The organism is Achromobacter sp. UBA5777, from assembly GCF_002418565.1.
In the GTDB taxonomy this organism is placed as follows: Bacteria; Pseudomonadota; Gammaproteobacteria; order Burkholderiales; family Burkholderiaceae_B; genus Achromobacter; species Achromobacter animicus.
Window position 1 is genome coordinate 14,058 of record NZ_DIEJ01000290.1, and the last position, 15,361, is coordinate 29,418.

The 15,361-nt window shown below is 66.1% G+C and carries 13 protein-coding genes; 6 read left to right on the plus strand and 7 right to left on the minus strand.

The annotated features are described in order from the left end of the window. Positions 1–5: 5 nt before the first annotated feature. Positions 6–845 carry an NAD-dependent epimerase/dehydratase family protein gene (locus tag B3446_RS25235; RefSeq protein ID WP_291386568.1) on the minus strand — a complete coding sequence of 280 codons (840 nt, stop codon included), beginning with the start codon at positions 843–845 and terminating at the stop codon, positions 6–8. A 129-nt stretch (positions 846–974) separates the two neighbouring features. On the opposite strand from B3446_RS25235, the gene B3446_RS25240 reads away from it, so the two are divergent. The 3 genes from B3446_RS25240 to B3446_RS25250 all read left to right on the plus strand — a co-directional run bounded on the left by B3446_RS25240 (position 975) and on the right by B3446_RS25250 (position 4,956). Beyond that, positions 975–1,703: a FadR/GntR family transcriptional regulator gene (locus B3446_RS25240; protein WP_175122529.1), complete on the plus strand. Its 729-nt coding sequence runs from the start codon at positions 975–977 to the stop codon at positions 1,701–1,703. A gap of 204 nt (positions 1,704–1,907) precedes the next feature. Continuing rightward, positions 1,908–3,803: an LTA synthase family protein gene (locus tag B3446_RS25245; RefSeq protein ID WP_291386570.1), complete on the plus strand. Its 1,896-nt coding sequence runs from the start codon at positions 1,908–1,910 to the stop codon at positions 3,801–3,803. 193 nt (positions 3,804–3,996) lie between these two features. Further along, positions 3,997–4,956: an acyltransferase gene (locus tag B3446_RS25250; RefSeq protein WP_291386572.1), complete on the plus strand. Its 960-nt coding sequence runs from the start codon at positions 3,997–3,999 to the stop codon at positions 4,954–4,956. 59 nt (positions 4,957–5,015) lie between these two features. Here B3446_RS25250 and fahA read toward each other — a convergent pair whose 3' ends face one another. Together fahA and hmgA are read right to left on the minus strand one after the other, a co-directional pair. Beyond that, positions 5,016–6,335: a fumarylacetoacetase gene (gene fahA, locus B3446_RS25255; protein ID WP_291386574.1), complete on the minus strand. Its 1,320-nt coding sequence runs from the start codon at positions 6,333–6,335 to the stop codon at positions 5,016–5,018. A gap of 137 nt (positions 6,336–6,472) precedes the next feature. Continuing rightward, positions 6,473–7,771 (minus strand): homogentisate 1,2-dioxygenase, encoded by a 1,299-nt coding sequence (gene hmgA / locus B3446_RS25260; protein ID WP_191577967.1) that lies wholly within the window; start codon positions 7,769–7,771, stop codon positions 6,473–6,475. 164 nt (positions 7,772–7,935) lie between these two features. On the opposite strand from hmgA, the gene B3446_RS25265 reads away from it, so the two are divergent. Continuing rightward, positions 7,936–8,844: a LysR family transcriptional regulator gene (locus tag B3446_RS25265; RefSeq protein WP_291386576.1), complete on the plus strand. Its 909-nt coding sequence runs from the start codon at positions 7,936–7,938 to the stop codon at positions 8,842–8,844. 76 nt (positions 8,845–8,920) lie between these two features. On the opposite strand, the gene B3446_RS25270 is transcribed toward B3446_RS25265, so the two are convergent. From B3446_RS25270 to mutM, 4 genes are all read right to left on the minus strand, one after another. Beyond that, the gene (locus B3446_RS25270) at positions 8,921–9,121 is read right to left on the minus strand and encodes a DUF2783 domain-containing protein (protein ID WP_175122535.1); all 201 of its coding nucleotides are present in this window, start codon (positions 9,119–9,121) and stop codon (positions 8,921–8,923) included. 17 nt (positions 9,122–9,138) lie between these two features. Then, a complete protein-coding gene (locus tag B3446_RS25275) occupies positions 9,139–10,818 on the minus strand; it encodes an FAD-dependent oxidoreductase (protein ID WP_291386579.1) in 1,680 nt (559 codons plus the stop codon). Between the two features lie 100 nt (positions 10,819–10,918). Further along, positions 10,919–11,872, minus strand: a complete 954-nt coding sequence (locus tag B3446_RS25280) for an MBL fold metallo-hydrolase (protein ID WP_291386581.1) — start codon at positions 11,870–11,872, stop codon at positions 10,919–10,921. Positions 11,873–12,012: 140 nt separating this feature from the next. Beyond that, entirely contained in the window at positions 12,013–12,840 is an 828-nt protein-coding gene (gene mutM / locus B3446_RS25285; protein ID WP_175184649.1) for a bifunctional DNA-formamidopyrimidine glycosylase/DNA-(apurinic or apyrimidinic site) lyase, read from the minus strand. Here mutM and B3446_RS25290 point away from each other — a divergent pair. Together B3446_RS25290 and lolB are read left to right on the plus strand one after the other, a co-directional pair. Continuing rightward, the gene (locus B3446_RS25290; protein WP_291386584.1) at positions 12,839–14,725 is read left to right on the plus strand and encodes a tetratricopeptide repeat protein; all 1,887 of its coding nucleotides are present in this window, start codon (positions 12,839–12,841) and stop codon (positions 14,723–14,725) included. The two genes, mutM and B3446_RS25290, sit on opposite strands and share 2 nt — an antisense overlap. Before the next feature lie 47 nt (positions 14,726–14,772). Then, on the plus strand, positions 14,773–15,324 hold the full coding sequence (gene lolB / locus B3446_RS25295) for a lipoprotein insertase outer membrane protein LolB (protein WP_191578046.1): 552 nt from the start codon (positions 14,773–14,775) through the stop codon (positions 15,322–15,324). The last annotated feature ends 37 nt before the right edge of the window (positions 15,325–15,361 follow it).

Sequence of the window (15,361 nt, forward strand, 5' to 3'; positions counted from 1 at the left end):
AGGCTTCAGGCGTTTGGGAAGGGGAAGGGGCCGGCCTTGACGAAGGCGCCGCCCTGGTAGCGCGCCGCGGGATCGTCCGCGGCCAGCGGGGGCTGCGCCTCGACCTGCGCGCGGAACCGCTCGGAAGAGTCCTTGGGCGCAAAACCCAACACGGCCGCGCCGCTGTTGTCCCACCAGCTGTCGCGGTTGGCCGACGCGCCATACACGATCAGGTGGCCGACGTCGGGAGTGAAAAGGGATCGGATGACCAGATCGGTCAGGTCGTCATGGCTGAGCCAGGTGACCAGCATGCGCCGGTCCTTGGGTTCGGGAAACGACGAGCCGATGCGCAGGCAGACGGTCTGGATGCCGTAACGGTCGAAGTAGAAGCGCGACAGATTTTCGCCATAGGCCTTGCTCAGACCGTAATAGCCGTCGGGCCGCAGCGGCACGTCGGCGTCCAGGGTCTGTCCCTGTTCATAAAAGCCGATGACGTGGTTGGAGCTGGCGAACACCACGCGACGCACGCCGTGCAGGCGGGCCGCCTCGTAGACGTTGTAGACACCCTGGATGTTGGCCGGCAGGATTTCTTCGAAGGGGCGCTCGACCGACACGCCGCCCAGATGCACGATGGCGTCCGTGCCGCGCACCAGTTCCGACACGGCGGACGCGTCGGACAGATTGCATTGGACGACCTCTTCGCCGTCTTCCGCGGGGGCCATCGCCGCCACATCCGAGACGCGCAGGACGTCCGCATGAGCTTTCAATCGGGGACGTAGTACCAGGCCCAGGTTGCCGGCGGCGCCGGTCAATAACAAACGATGACACCGAAGAGATTCAGGCATGTTGTTGACAGCTCGGCTCATGACGCAACGCTCTGTGAATGGCGCGGTGGAGTGGACTTGTCTGGTACGTTATCGTACAACTGTCGCAAAGTATAATGAACGCCATTTTTCAGCGTCAAGCGCTGCGCAACCGCTTCCGGATAATCCCTGATGAACGCTCCCGCCGATACCCCTGTTTTGCCGCAGCGTCGTCCCCGCAACCTGGCGCAAGGCCTGGTTGAAAATATTTCCGAACGCATCCGCAGCGGCGAAATCCGCCCGGGCGACAAGCTTCCCACCGAGTCCGCCATCATGCGTCAGTTCGGCGTAAGCCGCACCGTCGTGCGCGAGGCGCTGTCGCGTCTGCAGGCCTCGGGTCTGGTCGAAACGCATCACGGCGTGGGCACGTATGCGCTGGAGCCCAGCGGCGGCGGCGACTTCCGCGTCGACCCGGCCGACATCGCCACCGTGCGCGACGTGCTGGTGCTACTGGAACTGCGCATCTGCCTGGAAAGCGAGGCCGCGGGCCTGGCCGCCATCCGCCGTAGCGACGAACAATTGCAGGCGATGCGTCGCGCGCTGGATGCCTTCAAACAGGCGCTGGATGCGGGCGGTGACACGATCACGCCGGACTTCCAATTCCATCTGCTGGTGGCCCAATCCACCGACAACCGTTACTTCGCGGACCTCATGGCGCACCTCGGGTCGGCCATCATTCCCCGCACCCGCATCAACTCCGCCAAGTTCGCCCTTGAAGACCGGGCCGCCTATCTGGCGCGCGTGAATCTCGAACACGAAGACATCTACAGCGCGATCACGCGTCAGGACCCCGAGGCCGCCCGCGCCGCCATGCGCACGCACCTGAGCAACAGCCGCGAACGCCTGCGGCGCGCGCAATAGCCATCGTCATGAAGGCGTTTGGTTCACGTGTGATGTCGTACAACGTTTGAACCGCCTCGTGCCGCCGTCGATAAGCCCGAAACCGCGTTACTCTTGGCGCGGTTATTTTTTTGGTTCTTGAAACGGCATGGTTCTGCGCGGCACATCAGGCAATACGCATTCTTCGTTGGGACAGGTATGTCCCGCTGCTCGGAGGGTCGCGGCATGCGTCGCCTGACACTTCGATTCATCATTGCCATCCTGGCGCTGCTGACACTGTCGCGCCTGGGGTTGGCCTTCTGGATGTGGGACCGTGTCGAAGCGGCCGGCGGCCTCGGGCCGCTCCTCTTTGGCGGACTGCGCATCGACGTGTGCCTGCTGTCGATGGTGATCGCGCTGCCGGCGGTGTTTTCGCCGTGGTTCGGCCACCGTCCGCTTGCCGCGCGCATTACCGCGTGGTGGTTCCGCGTGTGGTGGATGCTGTATGTGCTGCTGGAAGTGTCGACCCCGCAATTCATCGCGGAATACGACACCCGGCCCAACCGCCTCTACTTCATCTACCTGCTCAATCCGAAGGAAGTGGGCTCGATGCTGTGGCAGGGCTACAAGGGCGTGCTGGTGGCCGCCTTCGTGGTGCTGGTCCTGGCGGCCTGGCTTGCGGTCAAGCTGTTCCCGACGCGCACGCGCGATCCGTTCATGGGATGGTGGAAGCGGCCTGTCGCGTCCTTTGTGATCCTGGCGCTGGTGTTCCTGGGCGCGCGCGGCACGCTCGAGCATCGCCCCATCAACCCCGCCAAGGTTGCCTTCAGTTCGGACGCCATGGTGAACGCGCTGGCGCTCAATTCGCTGTACAGCGTGTTCGACGCGGCCTATCGCATGCGCGATGAGCGCTCGTCGGCCGCGATGTATCCGAAGATGGCCGTGGACGAGATGAACGCCATGGTGCGCGAGAAGGCCGGCATGACCGGCGCGCCAATGGATCCGACGCTGCCCAGCCTGCATGAGCAGAAGGCAACCGTGCGGCGTGACAAGCCGCTGAACGTGGTGATCATCCTGCAGGAAAGCCTGGGTGCGCAGTACGTCGGCAGCCTGGGGGGCCGCGACCTCACGCCAAACATCGACCGGCTGGGCAAGGAAGGCTGGATGTTCCACCGCGCCTACGCCACCGGCACGCGCTCGGTGCGCGGCATCGAAGCCGTCACCGCGGGCTTTCTGCCCAGCGTGGCCGATGCCGTGGTCAAGCTGCCGCGCTCGCAGACAGGCTTTTTCACTCTGGCGCAGTTGCTGGGCAAGCACGGCTATCACTCGCGCTTCGTGTATGGCGGCGAGTCCCACTTCGACAACATGCGCGCCTTCTTCCTGGGCAACGGCTTTGACGAGATCGTGGACCGTCCCAAGTTCGTCGACCCCGTGTTCGAGGGATCGTGGGGCGCCTCGGATGAAGACATGTTCAATCAGGTCGACCGCCTGCTTCGCGCGGACGGCGACAAGCCGGTGTTCACGCTGGCGTTCTCGGTGACCAACCATTCGCCGTGGGAATACCCGCCCGGGCGCATCCAGCCCGTGGGCGACCCGGCCACGGTGGACAACACGGTGCGCTACGCGGACTGGGCGCTGGGCCAGTTCTTCGACAAGGCGCGCAAGGCGCCGTATTGGGACAACACGGTCTTCCTGGTCATCGCCGACCACGATTCGCGCGTGTACGGCTCCATTCCCGTGCCGGTACGGCATTTCCAGATTCCGGCGCTGATCCTGGGCGCGGGCATCGCGCCGCGGCAGGACGATCGGCTGGTCAGCCAGATCGACATGGCGCCGACGCTGCTGTCCTTGATCGGCCTGGATAACGTGAACCCCATGCTGGGCGCCGACCTGACGCAGCGCGATCCGAACCGCGCGATGATGCAGTACGCGGACAACTTCGGTTATCTGAAGGGCGATCAGCTGCTGGTGCTGGAGCCTTCCAAGGCGCCGCGCCAGTTCCGTTACGAGGCCGCGCCGGTGGGGCAGGACGAAACGTATGCGCCGGTCGAGCCGGCGGATCCGGCGCTGACGCAGGAGGCGTTGGCGCACGCGTTGTGGGCAAGCTGGGCGTATCGCGAAGAGAAGTACCGGCTGCCGTGACGCATATGACGACGAAGGCGGCCACCCCGGCCGCCTGCCTTGATCCTGCTCAATCCGTATTCCGCGGGCCAATAGCACACTGGCGCCCATGACAACGCCCAACACGTCCTCGGGAGCCTCCCGCCCCGCATCTCCGGCGCTTTCCAGTGTCCACCACGCCGCCCAGCGCCAGCGGCCCCGTATGGCGATCCCCGTGCCCCGTGGCCGTTTTGCCTGGATCACCGGCGTCATCAGCTCGGTCTGGCTGGCCGCCAACACGCTGTTCTGGTGCCTGCTGCTGTTTCCGGTCTCGCTGCTGAAGCTGGCGTTGCCATTTGCCGCAGTCAGGCGCCGCATCGATCCCATTCTGAATGGCATCGCCACCGCGTGGGTGGCGTGTAATTCCAGCTGGTTCGTGCGCATCCAGCCGCAGGCCTGGGACATCCAGGGCAACAAGGACCTGCGCTATGCCGACTGGTATCTGGTCAACTGCAACCATCAGTCGTGGGTCGACATCTTTGTGCTGCAGTACTCGCTGAACCGGCGCATTCCGCTGCTCAAGTTCTTCCTCAAACAGCAGCTCATCTACGTGCCGGTCATCGGTCTGGCGTGGTGGGCGCTGGACTTTCCCTTCATGAAACGCCACGGCAAGGCGGCCCTGCGCAAGAATCCCGACCTGGGGCGCCAGGACCAGGAGGCCGCGCGGCGCGCCTGCGCCAAGTTTTCGCTGGTGCCCACCAGCGTGATGCTGTTTGCCGAAGGCACGCGCTTCAGCCAAGCCAAGCGCGCGGCGCAGAACTCGCCATACCGCCATCTGCTCAAGCCCAAGGCGGGCGGTCTGGCGGTGTCGTTGAATGCGATGGGGGCGCAGTTCCGGTCGATGATCGACGTCACCATCGCCTATCCGGACGGCGCGCCGAGCTTCTGGGATTTCGCCTGCGGACGCGCAGGACAAGTGCTGGTGCGCATGCGGCAATTGCCGGTGCCCCCGGCGTTCTGCGAAGCCGATTACTCGCGCGACAAGGCGTTTCGCACCACGTTCCACCAATGGCTTGGCCAGCAGTGGCAGGCCAAGGACGACGAAATCGAGGCGCTTGTTGCGCGCCCGGGGGCGCCCGCCGCGGGCTCACCCGCCGCGGGAGCGCCCGCCGCCACAAACCCGCCCCTCAACTAAATAAAAAAAGCCACGCAGCGGGCGCGCCGCTGCGTGGCTTTGTCCATGCCGCCTGAGCGTCAGATGCGCGCGGGCAGCACCACGCCCGAGCACTCGCCGAAGCCAATGCGCGGATAGCCCGCCTTCACGCATTCGGCGCGGATGATGATCTGGTCGCCATCCTGCAAGAAGGTGCGCTTCTCGCCCCATGGCAATTCAATTGCCGTCTTGCCGCCATTGCTCAGTTCCAGCAGCGACCCCGCTTCCGAAGGCTGCGGGCCGGACAGCGTGCCGGTGCCCAGCATGTCGCCCGGCTGCAGGTTGCAACCGTTGACCGTGTGGTGCGTGATGAGTTGCGCGACGTTCCAGTAGGCGTCGCGGAAATTGCTGCTGGACAGCTTCACCGGCGGCTTGCTGTCGGCGCGCGATTGTTCGGTGGTCATCAGCACCTGCATCTGCACGTCATACGCGCCCTTGGCCCGATTGGCGTCGGAGGCCAGGTAAGGCATCGGCTGCGGCTCGCCCGCGCCTCGGGTCCATTGCGTGCGGAACGGCTCCAAGGCTTCCATCGTGACGATCCAAGGCGAGATCGTGGACGCGAAGTTCTTGGACAGGAATGGACCGAGCGGCTGGTATTCCCAGGCCTGGATGTCGCGGGCCGACCAGTCATTCAGGATGCACAGGCCGAACACGTGCGAGTCCGCGTCGGCCAGCGTGATGCGTTCGCCCTGGGCGTTGCCGGTGCCCACGAAGATGCCTAGCTCCAGTTCATAGTCCAGACGTGCGCAGGGGCCGAACTGCGGCGCTTCGCCTTCGTTGGCGGGACGCGTCTGGCCGACCGGGCGCGGGAATTTCTGGTCCACGCCAATGCTGGAGGCGCGGCCGTGATAGCCGATCGGCACCCACTTGTAGTTGGGCAGCAGGGGGTTGTCGGGACGGAACTGCTTGCCCACGGCGGTGGCGTGATGCACCGAGATATAGAAGTCGGTGTAGTCGCCGATGCGGGCGGGCGTGGTGTATTCGGCGTCGGCCTGCGCGACCAGCAGCGGTTCCACCGTGGCGCGCAAGGCGGCGCCTTCACGCAGCGCGCGCGACAGGGCCAGGCGCAGCGCGCTCCAGTGCGATTGGCCCAGGGCCATCAGCGCATTCAGGCTGTCGGTGGCGCAGGCGGCCAGGGCATCCGCGGCCAGGCCTTCGAACGGCTGCTTGCCGGCCAGCGCGGCCAGGTCCAGGATCTGGTCGCCGATGGCCACGCCGGGGCGGAAGGATTCCTGCGTGCCCTTGCGGCGGAATGCGCCGTAGGGCAGGTTCTGCACGGGGAAATCCGACGTGTCCGAATTGGCGCTGGCGACCCAGCTCTTCAAGGACGGGTCGTGGGTTTCGTTGATCGTGGTGGTCATGGCTGCGTGTCTCGGTCAGTGTGGTTATGGGGGGCTGGCCGGGCGCTCGAGCGGTTCGTGCGCCGGATGAATCAAACGCCAAACGGCGATGCGCTGTTCGCGCATCGCCGCCGGCAACAAAGGTTGACGCAGTCGCGTCACGCCTTCTTGGGATCGAAGTGCTTTGCGATGCCCTGCCAGCACCGGTAGTAATCGCCCTGCAATTCTACCGACGCCAGCGCCTGCTCCGTCGGGCGGATTACGCGGCGGGTCTCGAACATGAACGCCATCGTGTCGCGGATGTAATGCGCCTTGCTGGTGTCCGCGTGCGACGCCTTTTCAAACGTTTCGGCGTCGGGACCGTGGCCGCTCATGCAGTTGTGCAGGCTGGCGCCGCCGGGCGCGAACCCGTCGGCCTTGGCGTCGTACACGCCCTGGATCAGGCCCATGAATTCGCTGGCGATGTTGCGGTGGAACCAGGGCGGACGGAACGTGTTCTCCATGGCCAGGACGCGCGGCGGGAAGATGGCGAAGTCCATGTTGGCCGTGCCCGGGGTGTCCGACGGGGCCGTCAGCACCGTGAAAATCGAGGGATCGGGGTGGTCGAAGCTGATCGATCCGATGGTGTTGAAGTGGCGCAGGTCGTACTTGTAGGGGGCGTGCGTGCCATGCCAGGCCACCACGTTCAGGGGCGAATGGTCGATCGCGGCACGCCAGAAGCCGCCTGTGAACTTGGCGATCAGTTCAAAGTCGCCGTCCACGTCTTCGTACCAGGCCACGGGCGTCTTGAAGTCGCGCGCGTTGGCCAGACAGTTCGAGCCGATGGGGCCCAATTCCGGCAGGCGCAGCGCCGCGCCGAAGTTCTCCAGCATGTAGCCGCGCGCCGTGCCGTCCAGCAGTTCCACGCGGAATCGCACGCCACGGGGGATGACGGCGATCTCCAGCGGTTCCAGGTCGATGAGACCCAGTTCGGTGGCCAGGCGCAGGCGCCCCTCTTGCGGCACCAGCAGCAGTTCGCCGTCGGCGTTGTAGAAGAAGCGGCCCTGCATCGAGCGGTTGGCGGCATACAGATGGATGCCCACGCCGCCCTGTTCGTCGGGGCCGCCATTGCCGCCCCATGTCTTCACGCCTTCCAGGAAATCCGTGGGGGCATCGGGAATCGGCATCGGGCTCCAGCGCAGCTGGTTCGGCGTGACCGGGCCGTGGCCGAAGGTGCTCAGCCAGCCGGCGGCGCCGCCGAACGCTTCAAAGGGCTTGTGCTGCGCGCCCGGACGGATGCGGTACAGCCACGAGCGGCGGTTTTCCGCGCGCGGCGCCGTGAAGGCGGTCCCGGACAGCTGCTCGGCGTACAAGCCGTAAGGACATTGCTGCGGTGAATTGCGGCCGGCGGGCAGGGCGCCGGGCAAGGCCTCGGTTGCGCATTCGTTGCCGAAGCCGGACTGATATTGCAGTTCCATGAAATCCTCCTGGGTGGCGGGCGCGGTGCTTGGCCGCGCAGCTTGGTGTGGTGGCGGGACGGGCGCCGCCCGAGCCGATGTGCCATTGTCGGAAAAAATCCCTGTTGCGGCTACGGGAATGCAAAAATAGCGACTATAAATTTCGTGAATAGTAGGGGGCGGCGATGGCCGAACTGCGCGATGTCGATCTGAATCTGCTGCTGCTGTTTCAACACCTGCTGGAGGACCGCAACCTGTCGGCGGTGGCGCGGCGCATGGACCTGTCGCAACCCGCGGTGAGCAATGCGCTGCGGCGCCTGCGCGTGGCGTTCGGCGATGAACTCTTCGTGCGCACCGCGCAGGGCATGCTGCCGACGCCGCGTGCCCAGCGCCTGGCCGGACCCGTCAGTGAAGCGCTGGGGTTGCTTTGCCAGGCCTTGCAGGATCAGGACGAGTTCGATGCGACGACCAGCACCCGGCGCTTTCGCGTGGCCATGACGGACGTCGGCGAAATCCACTTCATGCCGCGCCTCATGGAAGTCTGCGTGCAGAAGGCGCCGCAGGTGCGCATCGACTCGGTGCGGGTGCTGGGGCCGGATCTGCCGCGCGAGATGGAGTCGGGCAGGGTGGACCTGGCGATCGGGGCGTTCGATGAAATGGGAGCCGGCACGCTGCAGCGGATGCTGTTTCGCCAGGGCTACGCCACGCTCTTCCGTCAGGCGCATCCCACCGCGCATGCGGGCATGGGGATCAAGGCGTTTCGCGCGGAGCGTCATCTGATCGTGTCGCGCGCGGCGCCTTATGGGCAGGTGAATCAGTCGATGGAGCGGGCCGGGGTGGACCTGGCCGAGCATTTCAGCGTGCCGCATTTTTCAGCGGTGCCCTATATCGTCAGCGCGACGGATCTGCTGGCCACCGTGCCGGAGAAGCTGGCGGCCAGCGCCGCCGCGCCGTTCGGCCTGCGCTTCATGACGCCGCCGCTGAAAGTGCCCGCGCTGCAGACCAACATGTACTGGCAGCGCAGGGTGGATCGCGACGGCGGCAATCAGTGGCTGCGCGCGTTGATCGTCAACACCTTCGCGGTGGGCTCATGAGGGCCCGCGCGCGGCGTTGACGCCGACGCGGACCCGCGCCGCTTTCATCGGCTGCGCCCCGTCTTGAAATGCCGCCTTAAACCGCCTGCGTCACGGACGCGCGCGCATGCTGCAACGCTTCCTTCAGCAGCGGCAGGTCGCCCAGGTGGTTCGCCAGCAGCAGGATCAGCGCCGCATTCAGCTCCTGGCTCTGCTCGTTCGTCAGGTCGCGATGGGCGTCGATCAGCGCTTCATAGAAGTCGTCCGGCGCGCTCAGGTTGGTTTCGGTGATAAGCATGGTGACAACCTCTGGAATCACGCGCGGCCCGTCGCGCGCTGAACGGCGGCGGCAACGGCGTCGGGATTGAAAACGCGCCAGCGCGCGGCGATGTGCTGGTCGGGGCGGATCAGGTACGCGGTGCCGTCCTGCGCGTCGTAACGCTTGGCCAGGCAGCCTTCGCTGTCGCGCACCACGGGCACGTCCGCGGCCACGGCGGACAGGTCGCACTGCATATCGGCCACCAGCACAGCCTTGACGGGCACCGGCGCCATCCTCAGCGCCTGCAACGCCATCAGCGTGTCGCGGCCGGGCAGCGCGCCGCCGCAGAACACCGCCAGCACGAACTCGCCATCCAGTTGCGACAGCCACCAGCCCGCATCGCCCTGAACCTGCAACGGCGCATCCAGCGCCACCGCGCCCGGCATCATGCGGCCGGTGAAGGCGTCGGCATCCGGCGTGTTCAGGGGCGATCCGGCGTAGGTGGCCGGCAGCGAAAGCCGCCCACTGTTCACGAGGGATCGCGCAAACGGGTGGTCCTTCGCCAGGTTCAGCACCGCGTTGCGGAAGCTTCGGCTGATGTCGCTCTTGGGCGTAATGAAGTCGGTGGCGCGCGAAGAGTTCAGGATGTTCTCGTCGGCCGCGAATTCGCGCTCGGCGCTGTAGCTGTCGATCAACGTGTCGGGCGCCAGGCCGGCCACGACAAGCTTGAGCTTCCACGCCAGGTTCTCGGCATCTTGCACGCCGCTGTTGGCGCCGCGCGCGCCGAACGGCGACACGCGGTGCGCGGAGTCGCCCGCGAACACGATGCGGCCGTGGCGGAACTTGTCCATGCGTTCGCACGCGAACGTATAGACGCTGACCCATTCCAGTTCGAACTGCGCGTCCGGACCCAGCAGCGCCCGGATGCGCGGCAGCACGTTTTCGGGCTTGACGGCTTCGACCGGGTCGGCGTTCCAGCCAAGCTGAAAGTCGATGCGCCAGACGTTGTCGGGCTGCCGGTGCAGCAGCACGGATTGATTCGGGTGAAAGGGCGGATCGAACCAGAACCAGCGTTCGGACGGAAAATCCGCGGTCATCTTGACGTCGGCGATCAGGAAGCGGTCGCGGAAGATGCGGCCGTGGCTTTCCTGGCCGATCAGCTTGCGCACCGGCGAACGTGCGCCGTCGCAGGCGATCAGCCAGTCGGCATGCAGCGTGTACGGGCCTTCGGGCGTTTCAACGGTCAGCGTCACGCCATCATCGCCCTGCATGACGCCGGCGACCTTGTTCTTCCAGCGCAGCTCGATGTTGGGCTGCTGGCGGGCCTGCTCGTACAGATAGCCTTCGGCGTAGTACTGCTGCAGATTGATGAACGCCGGCCGGCGGTGACCGGGTTCGGGCAGCAGGTCGAAACGCCAGACTTCCTGTTCGCGAAAGAAAATCTTGCCAACGTTCCACGACACGCCCTTGTCGATCATGCGCTGGCCAACGCCCAGGCGATCCCAGATTTCGAGCGTGCGTTTGGAAAAGCAGATGGCGCGGGACCCTGTGGACAAGCGGTAGTCGTCGTCCAACACCACCACGCGCACGCCCTGGCGAGCCAGATCCAGCGCCGTGGTCAGGCCGACGGGGCCGGCGCCCACCACCACGACCTGATGGCGCGCCGGGTCGGCCGCCGTCTGGTCCGCGTGCTTTTCATAGGCGAACTCCATCGCCTGAAAGTCGATGTCTCCCACGGTTGTCTCCTGTGTGGGTCATTTTTTTATTTATGCGGACACGCTGCGCCGCAAGGGTCGCGCGTGTCCGGTTCCTGCTTGTTCGGATCCGGGGGGAAGATCAGCCTTCCAGCTGGGCCCACATCTCCAGGTCGCGCTTGTCCGTCCAGATGCGCGGGTGCGTGTAGCCCGAGGCTTCGTCAAAGGCGCGCGACACGTCGAACGGCATGCAGTGGTCAAAGATGACCCAGTCGCTGTAGCGCGGCTTCATGAAGTCGTAGACCTCGCGGTAGATCGTCTTCAGATCCTTGCCTTCGGCCACGCCGCGGTTCACGGCGCCGTACAGGTCCGTCAGGAAGGCGCGCGTGCCGGCCAGGCCCTGGCGCACTTCGGTGGCGTTCTTGAGCGCCGGGCCGCGGCCGGGCACCATCTTCTCGGCTTCAAAGCCCGACAGCGCGTCCAGCGTGGTGGGCCAATCGCGGAAGTAGGCGTCGCCGCAGTAGGGCGTGGACTGGTATTCGACCAGGTCGCCCGCGAACAGGATCTTCTGCTCGGGCAGCCAGGCGATGGTGTCGCCCTTGGTGTGACCGCGGCCGACCTGCAGCAGCTTGACTTCCAGGTTGCCCAGGTTGACCGTCATTTCGCCCTTGAACGTCATGGTCGGCCAGACCAGGCCCGGCGGAATCGATTCGGCGTTGCGGAACAGGCGGGGGAAGCGGCCGATTTCGCTGGCCTTGTCCTGCTCGCCGCGTTCGGCGATCAGGTCATAGGTGTCGCGGCTGGCCAGGATCTCCTGGGCGTTGTAGGCCGACGCGCCGAACACGCGCACGGCGTGGTAGTGCGACAGCAGGATGTACTTGATGGGCTTGTCCGTGACTTCGCGGATGCGGCGGATCACGTCCTGGGCCATGACGGGGGTGGCCTGGGTGTCGATCACCATGACGGCCTCGTCGCCAATGATCACGCCCGTATTGGGGTCGCCTTCGGCGGTGTAGGCATAGGCGTTGTCGGACAGCTTTTCGAACGAGACGACCTTGTCGTCCAGGTCCGCGTGCGAGGCGAATTGCTTGCTCATGGAGGCTCCTTCCACTTTTATAGGAATAGGGTGTGTGGAAGGAAATATAGTCCCGCGTTAGTTTTCGTGCAATACGTTTGCTATAAACGAATTCCCCAGTTGTAACGGTGATTTTCCCGGGCGCTTAGGACGGGTGGCGGTCAATTCCGCTGGCATTTCGGGCAGTAGTAGGTGGCTCGCTGCCCCTGGACGAAACGGCGGATGGGGGTGGCGCAGACCCGGCAGGGCAGGCCTTCGCGTTCGTACACGGCCGCGTGGATCTCGAAATAGGCCCCCGGCTCGCCGCTGGCGCCCACGTAGTCGCGCAGCGTGCTGCCGCCGGAGGTCAGCGCGTCGGCCAGCGTGGCGCGCACCATGTCTGCCAGCCGCTCGCAGCGGGCCAGCGACAGCTTGTTTGCGGGCGTCTTGGGATTGATCCGGGCGCGGAACAGGCTTTCCGACGCATAGATATTGCCCACGCCGACCACCGCCATACCGGCCAGCAGCACCTGCTTGATGGCCGCGGAATGGTTCTGGAAATGCCGGTGCAGCCAGGCCCCGTCGAACCGCGGATCGAAAGGTTCGATGCCCAGTTTGGCCAGCAGCGGGTGCGCCTCGATGGGCCCCTCGGCGGCGTCGTGCCACAGCACCGCGCCGAAGCGCCGCGGATCGTGCAGGCGCAGGACCGCGCCGTCGAAGATCCATTCGACATGATCGTGCTTGCGCAGGAATTCACCGGGCGCCACGCTGCGCAGCGAGCCCGACATGCCCAGATGCACGATCTGGGTGCCATGTTCGAAGCGCAGGAGCAGGTACTTGCCGCGCCGCGCGCATTCCAGCACCGTACGTCCGCCGATCAGGGACGGCAGCTCCGGCGGGATGGGCCAACGCATGCGGGGTTCGTGAACGACCAGTCGCGAGAGCGTCTGGCCGGTGATGATGGCGTCGATTCCTCGGCGCGTGGTTTCGACTTCAGGCAGTTCCGGCATGAGCCAGTGTAAGATCATCAATTGCGTGTACGAAGATTGTGCCATCAACCGGACGGGCCGCGTGAAGTCGTCTTTTAAACAAATGAATATCGGGATCGCCGCGTTGGGGCTTGCGCTGGCAGCAATCATGGCCCCGCCGGCCCAGGCCGCCGACGGCCGGACGCGTGACGCGACGGGCCCCCGGATGGCCCCCCAAAGCCGCCAGCCTGAAACCGAAGTCATCCGCCTGCGCCCAGGTCAACTGCCTTATGTCTCGCTGACCGGCGATATCTTCTACCGCGTACTGGCTTCCGAAATCGCCGCCCAGCGGGGCATGTACGGCACCGCCGCCACGACCATGGTCGGTCTGGCCCGTGACACCGGCGATCCTCGTCTTGCCCGTCGCGGCCTTGAATTCCAGCTTGCCGGCGGCAACCTGCCCGGCGCGCTGGACGCGGCCCGCGTATGGGCCCGCCTCGCGCCCAACGACGTCGAAGCCAGCTCCACCGAACTGGCGCTGGCGGCCGCCAATGGCCAGACCAAGGGCCTGGCCCAGGCGCTGCGCAAACGCATCGATTCCTCGCGCGACAAGCCCGCCGCCATCGGCCAGGCGCTTGCCGTGCTCAGCCGCCTGAACGACCGGCGCCTTGCGCTGCGCATCCTGGACGAGTCCCTGAGCGACAGCGTGCGCAAGCTGCCCGCCGCCCATCTGGCGTTGGCCGACGTGGCCTCCGCCGCTGGCGACTACGAGCGCGCGGCGCAGGAATCCCGCGCCGCGCTGGCCGCCGATCCCAAATCCGAAGGCGCCGCCCAGCGCGTGCTGGAATACGGTTCCAAGGTGGACCCCAAGCGCGCGCAGACTGAAGCCCGCACCTTCATCAACCGCAATCCGGGCGCCCGCAAGGTGCGCCTGATGCTGGCCGGCCAACTGGCCGACAGCGGCGACTACGACGCCGCCCTGGCTGAACTGCAAGCCATGTCGCGCCGGTCGCCTGAAGACTTCGACCTGCTCTTCATGCAGGCGCAACTGGCGTACAAGTCCGGGCAGCTTCCGCAGGCCAAGACCCTGTTGCAGCAGTACCTGGACGTCCAGAACCAGCGCCAGCGGGCCACGGTCCCGGGCGCCACCGACGCGGGCGCCGCCGCCGCCGATGCGCACGTGCTGCTGGCGCGCATCGCCGAAGACCAGGGCCATTACGACGAAGCCATCGCCGAACTCGGCCGCATCGACGACCCCACGCTGCGCTATTCCGTGCGCATGCGCCAGGCCGCGCTGCGCGCCAAGAGCGGCCGCGTGGACGACGCGCTGGCCATGATCGACTCGGCCGGCCCGCAGGACGAAGAAGAGCGCGCCCTTGGCGCGCTCACCAAGGCGCAGATCCTGCGCGACGCCGACCGCATCGGCCAGGCGGTCACCGCCCTGGAAGCCGCGGACCAGGCGCTGCCGGACACGGTCGAAATCAAGTACGAACTGGCGATGCTGTACGAACGCCAGAACCGCCTGGCTGACCTGGAGCGCATGCTGCGTCAGGTCATCGCGCTGGATCCGGACCACGCCCATGCGTACAACGCGCTGGGCTACACGCTGGCGGACCACAACCAGCGCCTGCCCGAGGCCCTGGACCTGATCACGCAGGCGCTGGAGTTGTCGCCCAACGATCCGTTCATTCTGGACAGCATGGGCTGGGTCAAATTCCGCATGGGCGACACCACCGCCGCCGCGGATTATCTGCGCCGCGCCTACAGCGTGCGTCCCGAAGCCGACATCGCCGCGCATCTGGCCGAAGTGCTTTGGGCGCAAGGCAAGCGCGATCAGGCCATGGACCTGCTGCGCGCGGCCCTCATGAAAGATCCCAAGAACAAGACGGTTCAGGACGTCGTGAAGCGTCTGGGGGTCAGCCTGTGACGGCAGTATTTGCAGGATTGCGCGGCGCCGCGGCCAGCGTGCGCTGGATGGCAATGGCGCTGTTGGCCTTCACCCTGGCGGCATGCACGTCCTTGCCCAAACCGATCGAAGGCGCCAGCGCCGATGCGTTTTCCCGCATCGGGCGCTTTGCCATTACGGTCAACGAAGAAAGCGGCAAGCAAAACGCGGTGCAGGGCGGTTTTTCCTGGTCCGACGATGGCCGCCGTTATGTGCTGGACCTGACCAACCCGCTGGGCTCGACCGAAGCGCGTGTGGAAGGCACCCCGGGCGCCGCCAGCCTCACCAAGGCAGACGGCACCCGGCTGGTCGCCGACAACCCGGATGCGCTTGCGGAAGACGCGCTGGGCAGCAGCATGCCGGTGTCCGGGCTGCGTGACTGGCTGCGCGGCAAGCTGCCCGCAGATCCCGAAGCCACCGATGTGACCCGCGACGAACTGGGCCGCCCCGTGGCCTTCGAACAGGGCGGCTGGCGCGCCAAGCTTTCCCGCTACGACGAAAAAGGCCCCCAACTGCTGGTGCTGGAACGCCAGGAACCCGGGCGCCGCATCCTCGTTCGGCTGGTCGTCAACCAGTCGTGAGCGCGCGCGGCGTCAGGCGCCGCGCTGGGCGATTCGG